A 22,153-nucleotide genomic window follows, 5' to 3' on the forward strand; every position below is an offset into this window, starting at 1 on the left:
AACGCTTTGTCCCCAAATTTTCCACGAGCTAGGAGAACCCATGTCAGTCACTGTTGAGCGACCCAATGAACTCGATCGAATGCGCTTCTTCATCAACGGAGAGTGGGCCGAACCCAGCACTGTCCGCATCCAGCACCAGATAGAGGCGGCCACAGGCGAGGTCATCGGTGTCGCAGCGTTAGGCTCGGAAACCGATATTGATGCGGCCGTGAAGGCCGCGCGGGGTGCCCTCGACAACGGTCCCTGGGGCAGATCAACCGCCGCCGAACGGGCCGCAACGCTCCGCAAATTTGCCGAGGCGCTCGAACGCCGTGCCACTGAAACGTCAAAGCTCGTCAGCAGGGAAAACGGCATGCCCATCGGGTTGTCGCAGATGCTCAACGGTGGCGCCCCCTCCGCCCTTCTGAGAATCTATGCCGATGTAATCGAAGCCCTCCCGTTGGAAGAGGTACGTCCAAGCCAGGCAGGTTCAACAATCGTCCGTCGTGAACCAGTGGGCGTGGTCGGTGCCATAGCACCGTGGAACTTCCCGCAGGCATTGGCGATGTTCAAGATTGCCCCTGCCCTGGCCGCTGGCTGCACTGTCGTTCTCAAACCATCCCCGGAAACCGCGCTGGACTCTTATGTATTTGCTGAGGCAGCCCGGGAGGCAGGACTGCCCGACGGGGTGCTCAACATTGTCCTCGGCGATCGTGATGCCGGCGCTGCACTCGTCTCACACCCACTCATTGACAAGATCGCATTCACCGGATCAACCGAAGCGGGCAGGATCATCGGCGCAGAATGCGGACGCCTCATCCGCCGCTGCACACTGGAACTTGGTGGTAAATCGGCAGCCGTTTTCCTCGAGGATGGCAGTATCGAGACCTTCCTGTCCGGGCTGGACAACGCCTCGTTCCTGAACAACAGCCAGACGTGCACCACCCAATCCCGCATCCTGATCGCGCGTTCCCGGTATGAAGAGGTTGTGGACGCCGTTGCCAGTTTCGCTGACGCGTACAAGCTCGGGAACCCTCTTGATCCGTCCGTGACAATGGGCCCGATGGCAACCCAAGGGCACCTCGAACGGGTTTTGGGCCATATCGAAACAGCGAAAAGTTCCACTGCCCGGCTCGTTGCCGGCGGCGGGCGCCCGGCCGGGTTGGACCGGGGTTGGTTTGTCCAGCCCACCGTGTTCGCCGACGTTGATAACAGTCATCGTCTCGCTCGGGAGGAAGTCTTTGGGCCGGTTATGGCGCTCATCCCGTTCGATGATGACGAGGATGCCGTGCGAATGGCCAATGACAGCAATTATGGCCTCGGCGGGTCAGTGTGGAGCGCCGACGAAGATCGGGCGTTGTCGGTGGCAAGAAGGGTGCGTACCGGGACGATCGGCCTGAATTACTACACCCTTGACCTCGGTGCCCCCTTCGGTGGATTCAAAGACTCCGGCATCGGCCGGGAGCTGGGCCCGGAAGGGATCAACGCCTACCTCGAATACAAATCGATCTATGGCTCTTCCAAGTACCTGTCTGCCTGAACAGACATCCATCAAAGACCTGTCGTGCGCTGCGGGCACACGGTCCACTAAGGGAGTTCGAATCTTGATGACAAATCCGACCAAAGTTGTCGACGCCTACTTTGCGGGAGTGAAAGCCGGGGACGCCAGCGCCGTTGCAGCACTGTTTGCACCTGATGCCCAGCTGATTAACGCCAAAGGAACCCTCCGGGGCGCAGACGCAATAAAGACGATGTACGAAAACGGACTAGCTCCAGGGGCGATGACGCCAAGCCCACGGACGCCCGTCGTGAACGGCGACCACGTCGCGGTTGAAATAGACCTGGATGCGAACGGGGTTCCTCTCAAACTCGGTGATTTTTTCACCATTAAAGACGGCAAGATCCAGACTTTGACCATTTACAGCCTCACCCCCACTGACGCCAGCCTGTTCGACAAGGTGGGAGTCGACCCGGCTTAGTAACCGGAGGCGGACACACGCCTTCACTGGAAAACCAGCAGATCCAGCTGCCGGCCTTCCAGACCAGATCCAGCAACATTGATGAGGAGAACACATGAAGGTCGCAATTTTTGGCCCTGAACGCAGAGTTGGCATCATACGGAACGAATCCGTGGTCGATGTCAATGCCACCTATGCAAAGTATCTTGCAGAGACAACCGGGGCGGCCCGGGCGCAGGCACAAGCCGACCTTGTGGTCCCGCACGAGCTAAGTGCCTTCATCGCGGAGGGAACGCGAGCCCTTGAGGAAGCACAAACCGCCGTGGAGTATCTATGGTCCGCAGCAGAGGACGACCGCGGTCTGCTGGGCGAGCAGCTCTGCTTCAAGTTGGGCGACGTGGAACTTCACCCCCCGGTCGCCAAGGAGGCCCGTATTTTCTGCGCCCTGGCGAACTTTTACGACCACATGGAAGCGGCGAGCAAAAACAGCTCAGCCGGAGACACTTCTGAAGTCCTGGAGCGTCTTGTCAAGGGCGGGCCGAAGTACTTCCTCAAGGATCACCGCGCGGTGTCCGCCGACGGACAAGAAGTACGCTACCCCGAGCGGACAAAGCGCCTGGATTACGAGGCGGAAGTTGCCATCCTAATCGGCAAGCGCGGGCGGGACATCCGCAGTGATGATGCCCTCCCGTACATCTGGGGTTACACCCTGCACAATGACTGGTCTGTCCGAGACAACGTCTCTTTCGGTCCCGACTTCATGCACTCAAAGAATTTTGATACCTCCGCCACCATTGGTCCCTGGATTGTGGTGGGGGAAGAGCTCGACCCACAAAACATCCCGATCGAGTGCCGTGTCAACGGCGAGATCAGGCAGAGCGGCAACACGAAGTCGATGGTGCACGATTTCGCTGCGTTTATCCAGCATTTGTCGGCGGACACCACACTGTACCCCGGTGATCTTGTCAGCAGCGGCACGCCGAAGGGGACAGCTATCGATTCCAGCCAACAGCAGCCGGACGGATCCCATCCGGAAACGCTGTTCGTAAAGCCGGGCGACGTTGTCGAAGTGTCCTCAAGCCTCATCGGGACTCTCCGGAACCTGGTCGTCAAGGCGGCCAACTAAATCTTCAGTTCACGCAAAGTGCCGGCACGCGCAGGCAAGCCGACGTGACCCCTACAGATGAAGGAAGACAAGAAATGACCCAGAAGAAACAACATTCGGTCGGCGGCATCCTCTACGACCGACCATTCAAAATCCGCCGTCTCAACCACTTCGGCATCAGCGTGGAGGACACCGGCGCCTCGCTCGCGTACTACACCGAGCTCCTGGGGTTTTATCAGGCGGATGCCCTCGACCTTCAGAAGTACGACCCGGGAGTGTGGCTGGACGGTCTATCTGACACGAACATCTATTTCCTGCGCCACAACAGCGATCACCACACTTTCGTCCTGATGCCTCGGCCCTGGGTTGAGCACATGGACTCTCCGGCACGTGGCGACCTCACCATCAACCAGATCACCTGGCAGGTAGGGAGCCTTCGCGAAGTTGTCGAGGCCCGCCTGTGGCTCGAGTCGTTGGGCAACAAAATAGAACGGTACGGTCGTGACCCGGGATCCAACTGGCACACGTACTTTCCCGATCCCACCGGGCATACCAATGAACTGGAATACGGGATCGAACAGGTCGGCTGGGACGGTCGCAGCAAACCCGAAGTCCTGTGGCCCTGGGCCAACGAGCACCCCTCACTGCCCACCAGCTCGGAGGCAACCGAGCTGGCCGCCGCTGAATCTGACGGAGTCGACCTGACTTCCGGCTACCGCTGGAAGGACGAACTGCCCAAGACCTTTGACGTCGGCGGCGTCCTGCTTTCCCGTCCATTTAAACCCGTTCGCATCGGCCCTGTCAGCATCTTCGTTGAAGACGTGGCCGCTGCTGAGCGGTTCTATACAGAGCGGCTGGGCCTGGTCAAAAGCGAAGAGACCACCGTTGAGGGACACCGGGTCGTGTTCCTGCGGGCCAACACAGAACACCACAGCCTCGGTATATTTCCGCTGGAGCTCCGCAAGGTGTTGGGGGTCAGCGAACATAGCACCTTGCTGGCCTTCGGCATCCAACTGGGCTCCTACGAGCAGCTCCGAGCAGCGCGAACTTTTCTCGAAGAGGCCGGAGTGAAACTCCTTGACCTGCCACAAGAAATCCACCCGGGCATCGACTACGTCATCCATGCAGTCGATCCGGACGGGCACGTCATGCAGCTGTACTACTACATGGAACAGATTGGATGGGACGGCCAGGCCAAGCCGGCGGCCCAACGGCGGACCGTGGACCCAGACAATTGGCCCGAGGCACTGGAGCCGTTATCCGACACATACGCGGGAGAGACATTCTGGGGACCCCTCGGATAAGCCTTCACGGCGTCCTTGCGCTGCTGCGCCAGCAAGGCGCGGCTGAAAACCTGCGGCAGGAAGGTGTGATCTTGGAACACTATCCAGACTGGAAGCGGCTCATCGGAGCACACGTCGAAGTCCGCCGCGGGCAGCAACTTGCCAGGTATGGCGTCGTTGACGATGCCATGCCAGACTCCTCAATCGTCTGGCTCGCGGCCGACGGCATTAACCGGCGGACGATGTACGAGGCGGCCGAAGGCTACTCCGTTTGGGTCGAACCGCAACAGCTGAGCGGCGAAGCCAGCTATCGCATGACTACACTCCAGCTCTACCCGCAGAGGGCTTGACAAGCGGGTAACTATCTCTACAGCAGTCCCAAATCCGCAGCACAGGCTTCCCCGACCGCTTTTAACAGCGGAGGAGGACCCTGAAAATTTCGAAAAACATCCCACCTTGGCGGGCCGGCCAAGGGGCCCTTGAAAGGAACGGCATGAGCCGGATAGTAATTAGCGGAGCCTCAGGAGACCTGGGCCGCCGCGTCACGAAGCTTCTATTGAAGAACACAGCGCACGAAGACCTCACTCTCGTCACCCGCACGCCTGGGAAGCTGTCCGACCGGGCAGCGCAGGGCATTCGTGTCCTGCAGGGGGAATATCAGGACCGCGAATCACTCGACGCAGCCTACCTCGGCGCTGAGACGCTGTTTCTCATCAGCGGGCTCAACCTGGGACGCAGAATCGCAGAGCACCGCAATGCCATCGCCGCCGCACAGCGGGCCGGTATCCGCCACATCGTCTACACCTCGGTGAGCGGTGTCCAACCCAATAATCCAGCGATGTCGGCCAAGGACCACTACCAAACTGAACTTGACCTGCGCGCATCCGGCTTGAAATTCACATTTCTCCGCAACGCGCTGTACTCGGAAATTGTCAGCAGCATCCAAATCGCACCGGCGGCGGCGTCCGGCCGGCTGGAAATGGCCACCGGCTCCGGCAGCCTCGCTCCCGCAGCAAAAGCAGATGTGGCAAGGGCAGCGGCCGCCGTACTTCAGGACCCCCAGGAACATGAAGGAGCTGTCTATGAAATCACGGGGCCCCAGCTGCTGAATTACGAAGATATCGCCCGTATCGGCGCGGAAATCTACGACTCCCCGATCGCATATACGCCGGTCACCCCGGAAGAGCGACAGGCGTTTTTCGACTCCATAGGGATGCCCAGAACCTACGATCCGAACATGCCCCTAAATCCGGATGGCCATCTGTGGGCCAGCGACGAACTCGTGACAGCAGACATGGCAGTTGCCCAGGGATATCAGGCCGTCCTGTCCCAACACGTGAAGCAGATCACAGGGCAGGAGCCTGAGACCCTGCGGTCAGTTATGGAGCGGGTGAAGTCAACGCGGTACGACCTCATCGAAGAAACGGTCTGAGAGCGATTTCCCGCTATACCCCAAACAACCTGGGCGGGCTGGACAACAACCAGGCTACGTGCCAAGCCGGCCGGCTCAAACTACAGAAAGAAGTTTCATCATGGGAGACACCAACGGAACGCAAGGCGTAACCGTCAACGACGTGCCGGCATACCCGGACGTTCCAACCTATCTGAATGTCCTCGGGAGTCTTCACATCTGGGAAGGGGACGGGTGGAAGGCTGAATCGCTGTCGTGGAAAAAGGGTGCCTACATTGCTTCCAACCTCAGCGGCTTACCTGAAATCACCTTCAGTGGCCCCAACGCCCAGGAGTTCCTCTCACGACTCAGCATCAACAACGTGTACAAGTGGCCGGTCGGCACCTCAAAGCACCTTGTCATGCTCGACGAGAACGGATGCATCGCTAATCACGCCCTGACGGTCCGGGATAGCGAGGAGTCCTTCCGCCAATTCGCTTCGATGCCCTGGCCCATGTTCAAGGCTCCTGATCTGGGCATCGACGTCAATATCAGCCTCCGGAACATCTTCCTGTTCCAAGTCGCGGGCCCCACATCGCTCCACGTTCTCGAACGGCTTCTGGGCGACCAGGTACGGAGCCTGAACTTTTTGGACGTCAAGAAGGTCAGCATCCCTGGCATAGATGAAGCGGTGGAAATCGAGCTGTCTCGAATCGGGATGTCCGGCACCCTGGCCTATGAATTGCGGGGCCCCCTCGAGCACGGCCCGGCAATCTTCGACGCCGTCTACCAGGCGGGTAAGGATTTCGGGCTCAAGCGCCTTGGCTGGCGGACCTATGTCGTCAACCACACCGAAGGCGGGTTCCCGCAGCAAGGGTGCACCTTTTTACCTGCCGCCTACGCGGACCCTGAATTTATCGCCCACCCCGTATTCGGTGCCGGAACACCAGTTTCCAACACGCCTGGAGGTCTGCCAGGCAGCCTCAGTCCTTTGGATATGAGGGCGCGGCTGAGGACACCCTTTGAAGTCAACTGGGGTTGGATGGCCAAGTTCGATCACGACTTCATCGGCCGTGAAGCCTTGGAAGCAGAAGCCGCGAATCCCCGACGCAAAACCGTGGTGCTCAAGTGGAACAAAGAAGATATCCTCGATGTTTTCGCGTCCCAATTTGAGGTCGGGGAAGAGTACAAACACTTCGAATTTCCAACAACACCCCAGTCTCCCGCCGGGGGGCACGCTGACCTCGTCACCAAAGACGGTCAGCCCGTGGGAGTCTCATCGCTCGCCGTCTATTCGTACTACTACCGCGAAATGATCTCGCACACCACCCTGGACCTGGACCAGGCACACATCGGCAATGAAGTCGTCGTGCACTGGGGCGATCACGGATCCCGGATCAAACCCATCCGTGCAACGGTCGAACGCTTCCCATACCTGGACCTGCCGACCAACAAGGACTATGACATCGACGCGATTCCGGCCAGCGTCCCTGTTCCATGAGCAGGACAAAGAACCCCGGATTCAAGACTAGACCCTAGCAGTTACCCGCTGCTCAGAAGGTAAGAGCAAAACAATGACAACCTTGCCCATCATCCATCGGCCCGGCACCCCATCAACATCCAACGCCGCACTGCTGAAGAAACAAACGATCGCCCGTCTCCTCATACAGTGTCCCGATCGCCCTGGAATCGTAAGCGCCGTCAGCAGTATCTTGTCGGACTTCGGGGCGAACATCGTCTCACTGGACCAGCATTCCACCGACCCGACCGGCGGGGCATTCTTCCAACGCACCGAGTTTCACCTGGAGCATTTCAGCGCCAAGCGGGCTGAGCTGGAAGAGCAGATACGAGCGAAAATAGAGACTCCGTACGGCGCGCAGTGGCAGTTGACCAGCGCTGCACAACGAAAACGCGTCGCGATTTTCGTGTCCAAAACAGACCATTGCCTCCTTGATCTGCTGTGGCGGCAACGACGCGGCGAACTGCACATCGACATAGCAATGGTGATCTCAAACCATTCAGACCTTGCCGAGGACGTGCGCTACTTCGGGATCCCATTTGTGCACGTACCAGCGGACTCAAAGGATAAGAGTGCCATGGAGAGGACACAGTTGGAGTTGCTGCGCGGAAATGTCGACCTCATAGTGCTCGCCCGGTACATGCAGATCATCTCCGACGATTTTCTACAAGAAGTCGGAGTCCCGCTAATCAACATTCACCATTCCTTCCTTCCGGCCTTCATCGGGGCCGGGCCCTATCAGAAGGCGAAAGACCGTGGGGTGAAAATGATTGGTGCAACTGCGCACTACGTCACGGCGGATCTCGATGAGGGACCCATCATCGAGCAGGACGCTATCCGTGTTGACCACACAGATTCGGCTCAGGAGCTGATGAGGAAGGGCGCTGACGTCGAACGGCGGGTGCTCACCAGGGCCGTCGCATGGCACTGCGACGACCGCATACTTCGGCATGGTAACCACACAGTGGTCTTCTGATCCCGGTAGCCTCCGTGCGGACACAACAAACAATTCGCGCCAATCAGATGACTTAGTCCCGGGGGAGTGTGCCGGGAAACTATTTTCCGGCACACTCCCGGGACTCAAATTAACTGGAACTACAAGCCATGCTGCCGTTGGTGCACGGACGAAATGGGAAGCCAACGCTTCCTGCCTGCCACTGCTCACGTTGCCCCCTAGAGGGGTAGGGAGTGTTCCGGAGACCGGCGTGTGGCAGCCGTCCTCGACGGGAGCGACCCCCTTGCTAAGAGGCGACAATGATCTATGAACACGTTGAATTTCACGTTGGCCATGTAACCTCCGGCGACGTAGATGCCTCCTTCACCGCGACCAGACACCTGCTGCTGGCGTTTGCTGAATGTCAAACGGCAGAGCTTTTCCAAAGCGTGCATAACTCCCAGAGCTATCTAATCCGGCTAGGCTGGGAAAAGGCAGAGGACCAGCCTGGAACGTCTTCAAGCTACGTCCCAGCGACGGCGTTAGCGCAGATGATGTCTACCTACATGTCACCACCGCTGCAGTTGATCCCGGAAACGGAACAGCAAGAGGCTGAAAAATTTGGAAAAGACGGCGTCCATACAATTCCGGCAGGGAATGCCGAAGAAACGTGGGGCGCGCCCGCTTTGTCGCGAGTTCGAGAGGTCCTGATCTCTCGGGGGGAGGGCCATTTAGATCCAACAGAAGCCGAGAACTTCAGATACTTCTGTCGCCAACTTGCCCGTTACGATTCTACTCGCAGCAATCCCATCGTGAGCGTAGTGGACCATGTAGGCAATTACTGGCGGAACTGGCTTCTGATGATAACTCGCACAGGTCCCTACCGTCCTTCTACACTGCGAAAATTGCTAGCGGCTTTAGATCCGTCCCATCCCATCTCACAACGTATGCTGACACTCAACCTCAGAATGCTAGAGCGAGACGGCCTTATCGCCCGCGATGTTATCGACGACGAACGTAGGCACGTGGAGTACTCATTGAGCGTCCTTGGCCGAGGTTTATCGGACGAACTCCTGTCGCTTATCGATTGGATAGACCAACACGCCGGGGAAATTGAAGCTTCCAACGCAGCATTCAGGGAATGACCGTAAAGCTGAGTCGCTTGATGACCCCATAGATGTCACTCTTACCCGCCAATATCCGGATGATCGCAACCGGATTCGACCGGGACAAGGAACCGCCGCTGGGCGACGACAACGTCCGATTGGGTTGAGGGCCGGGAGTTCTGCAGCTACTTCTACTCTCCTTGCCTGAACGCCGATAGTGGATATTCCGTCAGGCCAGGGCGGGGAGCGGACCGTTCATTCCTCCATCCCGCCCTGAGGATCAGCGTTCGTTAGATCACGAGCACTTTGCATGTTCGATACGAGTCGTTTAGGATCGCATTGTCCGGGCAGTGCTCAGATTCCATGTTCGCCGGTGGCCGCGTGTATCCCAGCAAGTTGGCTGCCACTCAAATTCGCCATCTTCAAAGGAGAAGAGCCTTATGACATCCCCATCCAAGAAGGGCACGGCAGCCATTGTTGGCGCGGGCCCGGCAGGACTTGCCGCGGCACTCGCATTGCACCAACGCGGTTGGGAGGTGCGTTTGTATGAGCGCTACTCTGAAGTCAAAGCCGCGGGCAATATCCTCAATCTGTGGCCAACGCCGCAGAAAGCGCTGCGTGCCCTCGGGGTTGATACGGAGGATCTGGGCGCCCCGGCATTCACGCAGCTGCGCCGCCACGACGGTCGCATACGGGCAGAGTTCCGGATGCCAGCCAGTGTTGTTGCTGAGTACAATGGAGGCTTTATAGGTCTGATCCGATGGGGTTTGTACAAGCGCATGATCGATGCGCTTCCCGAGGGAATTCTCCAGCTTTCACACAAGTTCACGAAGTTCACCGATTTGGGTGACAAGGTTCAGGTGGAGTTTGAAGACCGGGAGCCGTGTAGTGTCGATCTCCTGGTTGGAGCCGACGGTATCGACTCTGCCGTCCGGAAAGCGCTGTGGGGGGACTCGCCAAAACGCTATCACGGGCTCCATCTCATTGGTGGATGGTTCCTTAGTGATGAGCCAATTGGCACCCGGGGGGTTTTCGCGCACGACCGCACGGTCCAGGGCTCCTACACCCCCATCCGGCACGAGGGGCGCAACGGATACGAGTGGTGGGTATTGGAGAAGTGGACTCCCCAGGCACCTTTCGCAGTGCCGGATATCCGCGAGTATGCACTGGAGCGCGCTGCCCATTTCGAAGAGCCGCTGCCGTCGTTCATCAAGCGCACTGATCCAGCGCACACCCATCGCTGGGAAATCGTAGATCGTGCTCCGATCAAACAGTGGTCGAAAGGGCGAGTGACTCTGATCGGGGACGCGGCTCACCCAACTTCGCCGTACGCCGCTTACGGAGCAGGTATGTCCATCGAAGACGGCTATTTCCTCGGGCGCTCCCTCGCCGACACGGATCCGTCCAACACGTCAGACCTCCTCGTCGCGCTTCAAGCTTTTGAAGATAACCGCAAACCCCACACGGCGAAAGTAAGCCAGCAGGCATTCTTCACGGGCAAGATGTTCCATCGTGCACCGGCATGGATACGAGTGTTGCGCGATTTCGTCTTCGATCACAGTACGTTACTCCAAAAAATTCAGGGTGACGCGATTCCGGCTCACGTTATCAAGGAACTCGATTCGATAGAAGAAACTTCACCCAGGACTGTCCCGAACTAACTGGACGATCCACGTAGTCTTAAGCCAAGCAAGGACGAGGCGGCGATGCCGAGTTCCTGTTGCACAATTGCCTTGGGGACATATCACCGTCCTGTTGGACAAAACGGAGACCATAGAGCAACGGGCCTGGTACGCGTCTGCAGCAGTGGAGTACGGATGGTCCCGAAACGTGCTCCTGAATATGATGATGAACAAGTCCATGGAACGGACCGGGGCGGCGCCCTCGAACTTTATGCAACAGCTTGTTGCACCAGATTCCGAACTCACCCAACGGTTGGCCAAGGACCCCTACAACTTCGAATTCCTTGGCCTTTCCAGCGAAGTAGCAGAACGCGATCTCGAAAGCGCTTTGACGAGCAGGCTCACGGAAGGGGCGCTGCCGTGGCACAACATCCGGCTTTAGACTCTGGACGAGAATTCAGCTCTCGCGAACATGAGCTGCTTTGGAGAGCGTGTCCAACAGTTCCATGAGCCCTTTGGGGCCGCCAAGGGTGTGGGGATCGGATCCCGGGGGGCATCATGGAAGGCGTGAGCTCAAGCAATCCCAGGCCAAGTGTTCAGGGTTAAGTCCCGGGCTCGTCGTGTGCCACGGCTGCTGTTGCCACTGTGTTTGGCTTCAGGGCTGTGATGGTGATTGCGGTGGTCTGGTCGGCTCCTCTGACCGTGACGGTGATTTCACCGGCTCCCGTGGGGCGCAGGATTGCCAACGCCCTCCCCTCGTAGGTGTTGCATACTTTGGAGCGGAACGAGTCCTGTGACTGTGGGTTCCCGTTGCCAAGTCCTTGCAACACTCCTTGGCCTTCGACAAGAACGGAGAGGGACTCTGTTTCGTGCGTGAAAATGTGTCCCTTGTCGTCTTCCAAGGACATCTCGAGGTACACCAGATCACCGTCCGAGGCCTCGATGACCGTCCGGTCCGCGCGAACGCGGAGTTTGCACAATCCCACCGGAGTCGAAAGGCTCCAGCTTTCGTACGACCCGTTAGCGCTTCGGGCAATGGCCGTTACTTCGCCGGCCGCGAACTCGGTCTCGAAGACCGCCTTGAACCCGTTGTCGGCGCCGGCTGCCTGCACTCCTACGCTCTGGCCGTTGATCTGGAGTTCCACCTCGGGAGCGGCGCTGTAGACCTCGATGCGGATCGGGGTTCCTTCGGCCACGTCCCAGTCCCACGTCGCTATCGCATCGCTGAAGGACCATTGGGTGGGGCGGGCCTCCCTGGCGAAGTTCGAGGGGGGATGGACAGCTATATAGGGCTGTGCCCTGAGGCCGAAAACTGTCTCCCGGAAGTAGGAGACCGGCCGGCGATGTCCGGTAATGTCGATGTCCCCGCACCATGCGGTCCGCCATGGGAACGGGGCACCGAAAGACTGGGGTCCTTCGTCCGCATAGTTGACCCGTCCTATGCCGGCCTCGCCGAGGTAGTCCCATCCCGTCCACGTGAAGTCGCCGATCAGATGGGGGTGCCGTTCGATGGCGGCCCAGTTATCGCTGATCTTCCCGGGGAAGGTTTCGGTTCCAACGATGAGACGGTTCGGAAACAGCCCCCGGTCCAGCTCGTAGCGGCTCTCTCCATAGTTGAGCCCGGCGACGTCCAGGATCGCAAACGACTCTTCTGTGCTGGCGGTGACCAGGTCAGAGGTCGCGATGTCCTTCATCATGTCGCCCATCTGGTTCATCGCGGAGTTGACGCCGCCCTCAATGTTCCTGCCCATTTCCGCGAGGCGATGGATGACCGAGACCATCGGGTTCATGCCGTTAGTTATGAAGCGGGTGGGATCGAGCTGTCGTATCTTTTCGGCGATACGCCGACCCCACACTGCGCCCATGGCGTTGCCGGTCTCGGGGATCTCGTTCCCGATCGAGTACATGATCACGCTGGGGTGGTTGGCGTCCTTCAGAACCATCGCTTCGACGTCGCGCTCCCACCAGTCCGCGAAGCGCAGTGAGTAGTCGAACGAAGACTTGGATTCGGTCCAGACGTCAAAGGCCTCGTCGATGACGAGTAAGCCCAGGCGGTCGCAGGCGTCCAGCATGGCCGGGCTGAGCGGGTTGTGGCTGCTGCGGATAGCGTTGAATCCGGCTTTTTTGAGTAGTTCGACGCGGCGTTCCTCTGCTCGCCGAATGGTGGCGGCGCCGAGCGGGCCGTTGTCATGGTGGACGCACGCGCCCCGGAGCTTCACGGTCCGCCCGTTCAGGCGGAGCCCGTGGGTGGTATCGAGCTGCAGTGTTCGAAAGCCGAACGCGGTGACGGACACCTCGGGCTCGTTGTCGCCATCGATGACACTGATCACCGCTGTGTAGAGGTTCGGGTCGTTGACGTCCCACAGCAGCGGGGCCTGGACGGTCAGCCGTTGCCGCAGTACAGCGGTCTGGGCCTGCATGACCGTTATGGGCGACTCATCATGGGCAACTATGGTTCCGGCGGGATCGAGGATCTCCACTTTGACCCGCACGGTTCGCGGGCGGGCGGCCGAGTTTCGCACCGTCGTCGCTACGGCTGCGACACCGAGGTCCCCGTCGAGGTCAGGTGTGGTGATCTGGACGCCGGCGTAGTCGAGGTGGGCGTCGCCGGCGACAATGAGCCAAACATCACGGTAGATGCCTGCGCCGCTGTACCAGCGTGAGTCCTCGTGTGCGCGCGCCTCCACGCGAATGACGTTTGGCTCCCCATATCGAAGGTACGGAGTCATGTCGACCCGGAAGCCGGAGTACCCGTAAGGCCGCTGGGCGACAAAGTCGTCATTGATAAACACCATCGCGTCGCGGTAGACACCTTCAAAGTCGACCGCGATGTTGCGGCCGTTCCACTCTTCCGGCACATAAAATTCCTTCGAGTACGCGAATGCACCACCGGGGACGTAGCCCGTGTTCGACCCGTTATCGCTTGGGACCCGTGCCGATCCCACCAACGCGTCATGCGGCAGGCATACAGGTTCCGGGGGCGTCTGGCCCGGGCGCAACTCGGAGAAGAAGCCGACCTTTGGGCGAACGGACCACCCATCATTGAATGAGACCCGCGTGGGTTGGATGTTTTCTGTCAGCTCGTTCATCATGATGTCTTTCCGGTCGATTTTGTGTTCTATACGGACAGGTCGCCCGGCAGGATCCTGTGTCGCGGGCTGGCAGGATTATTGCGGCGGCTTCAGTGCCGGCACCACGACTGCAGCAAACGAGGCGTTGTTCGTGCACAGGCATCGAATAGATGACGCGTCCGAGAACTCCGCGAAATTGAATAGTAACCATTGTGGTAACTATTGGCAAGCCTCCGACAGACTTACTGACATCTGGTGTGCTGGCGGGAGTGCTTCCTAAGCTGGTCCCGATCTAATGGCTTGGAGTGCACCAGGGGAAGGCCAGGCCGCTCATTTGATGGCGCCCGCCCCGATCCCCTTGACGATGTGCTTTTGTGCCAGTAGATAGAAGAAGATCACAGGCACTATGGAGATTGCAGTTGCCGCGAGTAGGACCTCCTGTTGCGGTGTCTCTGCGGAATTGAAGCTTGTCAGACCCCGTTGGATCGGCATGAGTGCGTTGTCGTCGAAGATGACCAGAGCCATGAGGTATTCGTTCCACGCGGCCAGTCCCTGAATCACAGCGACCGCGGCCAGACCAGGCTTGGCCAAGGGAAGGATGACACTTGCGAAGATCCTCAGCGAGGAGGCGCCGTCGAGGGCTGCTGCCTCCTCAAGGTCCTTCGGCTGTCCGGCGAAGAAGCTCCGCATGATGAGCGTTGCCATGGGGACTCCCGATGTGATGAGGATCAGCACATAGCCCACCCTGCTGTTGGACAATCCCAAATCGACGAGTAACCGGTACTGCGCGAGGAACATAGCAGGTGCCGGGATGATCATCACGGCCAGGATCACGAACGTGAAAAAGGTCTTGCCCCAGAACTCCAGCCGTGCGAGCGCGTACCCGGCCATGCTGGAGGCCACGAGGATTCCTAAGACTGCAGTCAGTGTGTACCCGACACTGTTCAGCAGGTACTTCCCCAGGTCACCTTGAATCCACGCCGTGATGTAGTTGTCCCACTGGGGGTCCTTGGGCAGAAGGCTTTTGCCTGATAACAGCTCGTCTAGAGACTGAAGCGAGCCCGACGCCATCCACAGGAGTGGAAAGAGCGCGGTGAGCGCCGCGACGATGAGCAGACCATACAAGCCGACGCGATCTGCAGTAATGCGACGCCTTCGACGTGACTGTGGCTGATCGTCAGGTTCTACCGAGCCGGGCAAACCCGTGCGGGGGTCGCTTTGCTGGACCTGATTGGCTGACATCATGATTACCGTTCAACTTTCTTGATCGTGCTCGTGCTCATGCCCGTGCTCATGACCGGGACCGCCGTGCTGAGATTCCAAGTTGGATGAGGGAAAGCACAACCAGGGCCCCCCCGAAGAGCACGGACATCGCTGCGGCGCTTCCATAGCGGTGGTTGGTAAACGCCTCGGCGTAGATCTGCAGTGTGGGCACCATTGTGTGGTATCCCGGCCCGCCGTTAGTGAGGACCTGGACGGTTCCGAAGACCTGAAGGGCGGCCAGCAGGGTCAGCAGGCTGACGATGGTGGTGACCGGTGCGAGCTGCGGCCAGGTGATATAGCGGAATTTCGCCCATCCGCGTGCGCCATCCAATTCCGCGGCCTCGTAGAGCTCCGCCGGTATGTCCTGTAATCCTGCGAGGAACAGGAGGAACCCGAATCCCCAGTGGAACCAGATGAAGACTGCGACGACGGATGGCAGGGCCACAGCCGGATCGCCGAGCCAATTCTGCTGCAGCGCCCCAAGGCCGAGAACGTCGAGCATTCTGTTCAGGACACCCGACCTGGGATCGAACATGGACGAGAAGATGAGGCCCACGACAACCACAGAGAGCACGCCCGGCAGATAGAACACGGTGCGGAAAAACGTCCGGCCCCGGGTGGCCGTGTTCACGGCAAGGGCCATCGCGATGGCTACGCCATTGCCCAGGAAGAAGCCGACGACGCCGAAGACCGCCACGTTCGTCATCGACGCCCAGAACGCTTCGTCCTTGAAGACGAACTCGTAGTTCTGCAGCCCCACAAAGGGTGTGTCAGGGCTGACACCGTCCCAGGTCTGGAAGCTCAGGAGGATGGCCTGCGCGAATGGCGTGATCGTGAAGATGCCGATCACGACGATCGCCGGAGCAAGGAACAGCAACCCCATGAGATTCCGTCGGAGTGCCCGCCTGTTTCGCGGCGCCCGGAAGGGGCGCCGCAAAACAGGTTGAAGAAGCTGGGACTCCATTACTTGCGGTCCTGGGCAGCCTGGAGGTCGTCAAGGACCTGATCGACGGTGAGTTCACCGAGCACCAGGCTCTGCGAATCGCGGACGATCGCCGTGTTGACGTTGGAGGTTGGGGTGTTCGGCAGGACCTGCATGTCCTTGACGCCGGCTCCGAATCCGGCCAGCTGCGGGGGCAGGTCGCCCTTGGCCAGCAGTTCCGGGTTGGTCGGCATGATGCGGCCTACCTCGGCGAATACCTTCTGCTGCGCCGGCTCGGTCAGCCACTTGACGAAGGCGAGGGCTTCTTTGGGGTGCTTGCCCTTCGGGTTGACCACAGCGCCCTTGCCGGGAAGACCCGGTGAGCGGGGTGCCAGCTTGCCGTCGGCAGCCGGCGGCAGGCCGAGTGAGAAGTAGCTGTTGTAATCCGGCGCGGTACGCAGACCTACCGAGACACCCGGTGAGGCATCGAACACCGCGGCCACTTCGTGCTTGCTGAAGAACGACGTCTCGACCGTGGGGTTGTCATTCTGGCCACCGGGGAGGGCGCCGTTGGCAATGACGCCGGCCTCCTTCATGTCGACCAGGAGCTGGAACGCCTTGCGCCACCCATCTGATTTCCAGCTTGCCTTGCCGTCGAAGGTTGCGGAGATCTCCTCGTCCGTCAACCAGTTGGACGCGTATCCCTGGATCAGCTGTGGCGTCAGCGACGCGGCAACCGAGAACGTGCCATGGCCATCTTTGCTTCCCGCGGCAAGCTTGCTGATAAGCTCTGCGCTCGTCTTCGGCAGCGCCTTCGGATCGATTCCGGTCGCTGCAGGATCGACAAGCAACCCGTACGTTTGGGTCTCCCAGTGTGCGGTGTAGATACCGGCAGGAACGCCCAGGTTGTTGCCTTCGGCGAACGTCGACATCTTGATCACAGCCGGGGCGAAATTCTTACCCCAGTCACCCTGGAGTTCGGAAGAAAGATCCATGGCCCAACCGGCCTTGTAGAAGGGGGCCATCTCCGTGGCGTTGAAGGACGAATAGATGTCCGGCATCGACTTCGACTGCGCCTTGGCCTGCAGCTTGGGCAGGTAGTCGGTTGGACCGGGCGAGTCGACGGTGATCTTGATCCCTTTCTCCTTCGTGTACTGCTCCGCGAGCTGGTTGAGCGCTGCCTCCTGCCCGCGTGACTGGTTCAGGAAAGTCAGTTCGACCGGGCCGCTGGAATCGGAGCTTCCGCCGCCGGCGGAGCATCCCTGCACAAGCAGCGAAGCCGCGAGGGTAAGTGCCCCCACCGCCAGCCCGGCGGAGCGACGGCGGATGGGACGGGCATACTGCGTGCTGTTTCTACGCATAATTCTCACCTTTGAAAGGACGTAGTGGATGGATTGGTTGTTTCAGGACTGATTGCTTTGCTACTCACTGGCCGCCTGTCGCCAGCGAAACTTCGATACCCGACATGACCGTTTCCCCCGGTGCGGGATGTCCTTCTCATGCCTCCCTGCGTCGCGTCGGGGGAGAGGCTGCGGGCGACGATAGCGACGCCCTGCGGCTCAAGGACACGCCCGGAAGTCGGGTCCCCGCTGTGCAGGTCCGTCCCCTCGATCGTGAGCTTGACCGGCTCCGTTCCGTGGTTGATGACGAACGTCAGCTCGCCCCGGCGGACGGTCTCGATCCAGCCGGACGTTGCCCCTTCGTGAACGGGGCTGACGGAAACACCGGCTTCGACGAGCAGCGCCTGCACCAACGCCGCCATGGCCTCGGCGTTGAGCCGGGTGGCAAGATACCAGGCGGAACCTTTCCCTGCCTGCCGCCGCGTCAGGGCGGGCAGGCCGGCCAGCGCGCCGCCGTCGAACGTTCCCTTTACCTCCGCGTCGCGGACGCGGACGATTTCGGCCCATTCAACCCCGGTGGCACGGCCACCGGGCAGCAGCTCACTGAGCACCTCGACGGTCGGCGCCGTGGTTGCCTCGGGCCTGACCGGGACGGCACCGGGCCGCATCCATGCGCCGGCCAGGGGAGCGAACTCCTCGATCCAGACACCGAGGGTCTGTTGCAGTCCGCCCAGATAGCCGTTCAGCCGGACCCGCAACGACTCGTCCACTATCGCCGATTGCGCCGTCACGAGCACCGTTGACCCGGCCCGGGCAGCCGCATCGAGGGCGGCCAGCTGGGTGTCGGTGGCGACGAAAAGGCTGGGCGCCACTACCAGTGCGTAGCCCGTGAGGTCCTCGTCACCATGCACAAAGTCGACAACAGCACCGGCCTGGGTCAGTGAAGCATGCCAGGGGGCGATAAGTGCGAGGTAATTGGAATGCACCGGCAGCCCCCGCTGTTCAATGGCCCACCAGCTGTGCCAGTCCAGGACAATCGCGGCCTGGGCAGGCACCGGCGCACCCATCACGCGTCCGAGTCCGCGCAGCTCCTGTCCGAGCTGCTCCACCTCACGCCAGACCCGGGTATCGGTGCCGGAGTGGGGCACCATCGCGGAATGGAACTTCTCGGCGCCGGCCTCCGATTGCCGCCACTGGAAGAACATGATCCCGTCCGCACCTCGCGCCACCGCCTGATACGACAGTGCTCTCATCTGCCCCGCTGCCTTCGGCGCGTTCTGCGGACGGGTGTTGACGGCGCTGGTCGCCTGCTCCATGAGCAGCCAGGGGCGGCCGCGGCCAAGGGACCGCATCAGGTCACGGGCCATGGATGCCACCTTCGCCGCGTCCGGGTCAGCCGGATCCGGATAAAGATCATCCGATATGACGTCCACATGCGGCGCCCAGGTCCAGTAGTCGAGGCCGCGGAACAGCCCCATGAAATTCGTGGTCACGGGCACATCAGGCGTAAGCTCGCGCAGGATGGCCTTCTCAGCGAGGAAGCACTTGAGCAGCTCATCGGAGCTGAACCGGTCGAAGTCGAGCAACAGTGTCGGGTTGCCGTAGGCCGGTGTTGCGCGCGGCGGCAGCACTTCATCGAAGTTTGAGTAGCGCTGGGACCAGAACGCCGTGCCCCAGGCCCGGTTCAGCTCATCGATGGTGCCGTAGCGTCGCTGGAGCCAGCGACGGAACGCTGACGCGGACTCGTCGCAGTAGCAGCGGGATACGTGGCAGCCGTATTCGTTGTTGATGTGCCAGAGCGCAAGCGACGGGTGGTCGCCGTAGCGCTCCGCCAGGGCACGCACCAGCCGACCGGCAGCGGCCCGATACACGGGCGAACTGGGACAGTACGCCTGACGTGACCCGGGCGAGAGGCGGATCCCGTCCGCTGTTACCGGCAGCGAGTAGGGATAGGCCTGTGAGAACCACGACGGCGGTGATGCCGTCGCCGTGGCGAGGTCCACGCGCACGCCCCCGGCGTGCAGCTCCTCGATCACGCGATCAAGCCACCCGAAGTCGTACTCGCCCTCCCGCGGCTCGAGCATCGCCCACGAAAAGACACCAATCGTTGCGAGGTTGACCCCGGCCCGTTTCATCAACCGGACGTCGTCAGTCCATACCTCCTCTGGCCACTGCTCAGGGTTGTAATCACCGCCGTACCACGGCGTGGAGGAGAACACGGAACGCATGGCCTGCCTTTCGGGAGGGGAAGTTGGTGGTGGCATCGGAGCGCCGGTGCTGGACTGGCTGCTCATAGCGAAGGGACGGGGGTGCCGGCCGCAGGGTGCAGCGCGCCGAAGCCCTCGGTTGTCAGGCTCCACCCCGCCGGCAGCCGCGCGCCGCCCTTGATGGCCGCTGCCAGATGGGCGACGGCGGCGAGCAGTCCTCCGTTCGCGGGGAGATAGAGGGTCAGGAAGCCCGGCATCTGCGGGTTGTGTCCGTTTGCCAGGAACTGGTTTTTCGCTGATGGCAGCAGCAGCGCTTCGAGGGCGCGTTCGATGTCGCCAAGGCGGGCTGCCGTCATGGCTATGACAGGGTAATCCCATCCCCAGCTGGTCTGCAGGTCCCAATTCGCCCACACTGCGTCGAGCGTTGCGCGCATGACGTCGGGATCGATGATGTCGTTGTCTGGCAGCCAGCCCAGGGCCATGAGCATCGATGGGTGATCCTTGAGCAGAAGATAGGGAGGCGTTGCGAGTGCGGCGTAAGTGCCGTCCGCCAGGATGGCCGGGCGCCGCATCCGGCGCCCCACCCGGTCCCAGTCCTCGCGGATCGGCATGCCGAGCCGCTGGCGCCATTGGTTCGCCACCTGAAGGGCCCACGACCAGTAGGCCAGCTCAAACGTCGGATCAGAGTTGGTGGCCCGGTCAACGAGATAGCTCTCCTGGGCCGGGATGAGCGGTGGCGGCAACACGAAACTGCCATCACGCTCCTCCACAAAGTCGGCCATGAAGTTGGCCGTGGCCTCGACCAGCGGATAGTGGTCGGTGAGGAACGAGGCCGGGCGGCCTTCGTCATGGAGCAGTTCGAGAAAATAGATCAGGTGTGGCTGCTGCCACAGCAGGAACACGCCGATGTGGCTCGGCGACTCGCGCGCCGAGTTATCTGTCTGTTTCGGCCAGCGCGCTCCCTTATAGCCCTGGCGGAGCGCCGTCTCCCGGGCTGCCGGCAGGGCGTCGTGGTACCAGCCGAGGCTACGCTCCAGCAGGTCTCCGCGTCCCCAGAGCGGGAAATGCGCCGCGTGCCACCAGTGCATCTCAAGGTGGAACTTGCCGCACCAGGTGTTATAGGTGAGGCCGGTTTCGGCCGGAGGGGTGGAGCCGGCACAGTTGACAGCTGTCAGGTACTGCGACAGCACAATGCGGCGCTCAAGCTCGTTGGCACGGGCGTCCGTACTGCCCTCAAATGTCGCCATGGCCCCCCGGCGCCAATAGTCCTCCCACCACGCCGCGGCCGCGCCCACCACCGAAGAGAAGGATCGGTCGTCGTTTCCGGAAGATTGGACTGCAGCGGGATCCTCCGCCCAGAGCGAGACGACCACCTCGAGTTCCGCTCCGTCAGTGGCGGCGGTGACCTTCGTGCCGTCGTCGTTTGGGTCCAGGCGCCCGGTGGAGTCCACCTGGACCCAATACGTCGTCGACTCCACGCTGCGGCGGGCCAACAAACTCCCGGGGGCAAGCTTTTCCCAACTGAGGTCCTCCGCGAGCGGCAACTCGAACGCGGCAAGGTCGTCCTGCTGGGGATCGAATACCCAGGACACCGCGAGTCCACGGGCGAGCAGTGGCGAGCTGACCCGTACCGCGAAACGGTGGGCGGTGGGATGAGCCACGGTTGTTACTGCAACAGGTGCGCCATCGAGCGTGTACTTGGAATGCACTGCCCCGGACCACAGGTCCAGCTCGGCGCGTGCGTCGGTCAGCTGCTGCGGATGCTCGATCACCGGGCCGTCCGCCGTCGCATCAAGTGCCAAGCGCCCCAGGTGCATTCGCCGAGGATTGTAGGCAAACCAGGCGCCGGGTGCGAGCTCGTCAGGGATCGGGTCGGCAGCGCGCTGCAGCCCCATGCGGTCGAGGTAAGGCACCGCTCCACGCGCGGTCCGGTATTCGGACGCTGCATCGTCCAGGGAGTATTCCCGCCCGGCGCGGGTGCTGTACCACCCCCAGGTTGACTCCGAGCGCAACGGGATCTGAAAATCGTCCCGGTCGAACGGCCGTTGCCGCTGTTCGGGCAGGCCGTTGCTGCCGTCGTCGATGACGCGCTCCGGATCCGGACGCAACTCGTGGAAGGTCGGGAAGGTTTGCAAACCGGAGAGGTCGACCGTCATGGCAATGTCGCCGTTGCCTACGGTGAAGGTGTCGGCAGGGTGGGCTTCAGTCAGGACGGGGTTGTGCTTTCGGACCAGGCCCAGCCGGTCGACGGTCACTTAAGAGCCCCGGATTTGTGGCTGGGGCCCTGAACGTTCCAGACACCGCCGGAGGCCCAGCCTCCGTGGTCATGGATTGATGTTGGCATCTTTGCCTCCTCTGCTCAGGTTCGCATCACGAATTCTGAGTCGACTATAATTTTCTAAGGGCTAGCATAGCCCTAAGTATTGAAACGACTCAACCCCCAATTTGAAGGGA

At 60.8% G+C, this 22,153-nt stretch carries 17 protein-coding genes; 11 read left to right on the forward strand and 6 right to left on the reverse strand.

Annotated features, from left to right (window positions below; genetic code table 11):
• The first annotated feature begins 40 nt into the window (after positions 1-40).
• From J2X42_RS12495 to J2X42_RS12545, 11 genes are all read left to right on the forward strand, one after another.
• Positions 41-1,519 carry an aldehyde dehydrogenase gene (locus J2X42_RS12495; protein ID WP_310165565.1) on the forward strand — a complete coding sequence of 493 codons (1,479 nt, stop codon included), beginning with the start codon at positions 41-43 and terminating at the stop codon, positions 1,517-1,519.
• Between the two features lie 67 nt (positions 1,520-1,586).
• Positions 1,587-1,958, forward strand: a complete 372-nt coding sequence (locus J2X42_RS12500) for a nuclear transport factor 2 family protein (protein ID WP_310165566.1) — start codon at positions 1,587-1,589, stop codon at positions 1,956-1,958.
• Between the two features lie 94 nt (positions 1,959-2,052).
• Entirely contained in the window at positions 2,053-3,063 is a 1,011-nt protein-coding gene (locus J2X42_RS12505) for a fumarylacetoacetate hydrolase family protein (RefSeq protein ID WP_310165569.1), read from the forward strand.
• Between the two features lie 74 nt (positions 3,064-3,137).
• Positions 3,138-4,346 carry a VOC family protein gene (locus J2X42_RS12510; RefSeq protein WP_310165571.1) on the forward strand — a complete coding sequence of 403 codons (1,209 nt, stop codon included), beginning with the start codon at positions 3,138-3,140 and terminating at the stop codon, positions 4,344-4,346.
• A gap of 65 nt (positions 4,347-4,411) precedes the next feature.
• Positions 4,412-4,675: a hypothetical protein gene (locus J2X42_RS12515; RefSeq protein ID WP_310165573.1), complete on the forward strand. Its 264-nt coding sequence runs from the start codon at positions 4,412-4,414 to the stop codon at positions 4,673-4,675.
• Between the two features lie 143 nt (positions 4,676-4,818).
• Complete coding sequence (locus J2X42_RS12520; RefSeq protein WP_310165574.1) at positions 4,819-5,757, forward strand: NAD(P)H-binding protein; 939 nt, start codon at positions 4,819-4,821, stop codon at positions 5,755-5,757.
• Positions 5,758-5,857: 100 nt separating this feature from the next.
• Positions 5,858-7,216, forward strand: coding sequence for a hypothetical protein (locus J2X42_RS12525; RefSeq protein ID WP_310165575.1), 1,359 nt, complete (start codon positions 5,858-5,860; stop codon positions 7,214-7,216).
• A 73-nt stretch (positions 7,217-7,289) separates the two neighbouring features.
• Positions 7,290-8,210, forward strand: coding sequence for a formyltetrahydrofolate deformylase (gene purU / locus J2X42_RS12530; RefSeq protein WP_310165576.1), 921 nt, complete (start codon positions 7,290-7,292; stop codon positions 8,208-8,210).
• Between the two features lie 278 nt (positions 8,211-8,488).
• Positions 8,489-9,313 (forward strand): helix-turn-helix domain-containing protein, encoded by an 825-nt coding sequence (locus J2X42_RS12535; protein WP_310165578.1) that lies wholly within the window; start codon positions 8,489-8,491, stop codon positions 9,311-9,313.
• Between the two features lie 401 nt (positions 9,314-9,714).
• The gene (locus J2X42_RS12540; RefSeq protein ID WP_310165579.1) at positions 9,715-10,935 is read left to right on the forward strand and encodes an FAD-dependent monooxygenase; all 1,221 of its coding nucleotides are present in this window, start codon (positions 9,715-9,717) and stop codon (positions 10,933-10,935) included.
• Between the two features lie 7 nt (positions 10,936-10,942).
• Positions 10,943-11,338, forward strand: a complete 396-nt coding sequence (locus J2X42_RS12545; RefSeq protein ID WP_396134075.1) for a DUF1016 N-terminal domain-containing protein — start codon at positions 10,943-10,945, stop codon at positions 11,336-11,338.
• A gap of 160 nt (positions 11,339-11,498) precedes the next feature.
• On the opposite strand, the gene J2X42_RS12550 is transcribed toward J2X42_RS12545, so the two are convergent.
• The 6 genes from J2X42_RS12550 to J2X42_RS12575 all read right to left on the reverse strand — a co-directional run bounded on the left by J2X42_RS12550 (position 11,499) and on the right by J2X42_RS12575 (position 21,954).
• Positions 11,499-13,988: a glycoside hydrolase family 2 TIM barrel-domain containing protein gene (locus J2X42_RS12550; protein ID WP_310165581.1), complete on the reverse strand. Its 2,490-nt coding sequence runs from the start codon at positions 13,986-13,988 to the stop codon at positions 11,499-11,501.
• 309 nt (positions 13,989-14,297) lie between these two features.
• A complete protein-coding gene (locus J2X42_RS12555) occupies positions 14,298-15,209 on the reverse strand; it encodes a carbohydrate ABC transporter permease (RefSeq protein ID WP_310165583.1) in 912 nt (303 codons plus the stop codon).
• A gap of 49 nt (positions 15,210-15,258) precedes the next feature.
• A complete protein-coding gene (locus tag J2X42_RS12560) occupies positions 15,259-16,113 on the reverse strand; it encodes a sugar ABC transporter permease (protein ID WP_310165585.1) in 855 nt (284 codons plus the stop codon).
• An 80-nt stretch (positions 16,114-16,193) separates the two neighbouring features.
• Positions 16,194-17,513, reverse strand: a complete 1,320-nt coding sequence (locus J2X42_RS12565; RefSeq protein WP_310165587.1) for an extracellular solute-binding protein — start codon at positions 17,511-17,513, stop codon at positions 16,194-16,196.
• 5 nt (positions 17,514-17,518) lie between these two features.
• The gene (locus tag J2X42_RS12570; RefSeq protein WP_310165589.1) at positions 17,519-19,720 is read right to left on the reverse strand and encodes a beta-galactosidase; all 2,202 of its coding nucleotides are present in this window, start codon (positions 19,718-19,720) and stop codon (positions 17,519-17,521) included.
• Positions 19,721-19,782: 62 nt separating this feature from the next.
• Positions 19,783-21,954, reverse strand: a complete 2,172-nt coding sequence (locus J2X42_RS12575; protein ID WP_310165591.1) for a hypothetical protein — start codon at positions 21,952-21,954, stop codon at positions 19,783-19,785.
• Between the last annotated feature and the right edge of the window lie 199 nt (positions 21,955-22,153).

The organism is Arthrobacter sp. BE255 (assembly GCF_031457335.1).
Classification (GTDB): domain Bacteria; phylum Actinomycetota; class Actinomycetes; order Actinomycetales; family Micrococcaceae; genus Arthrobacter.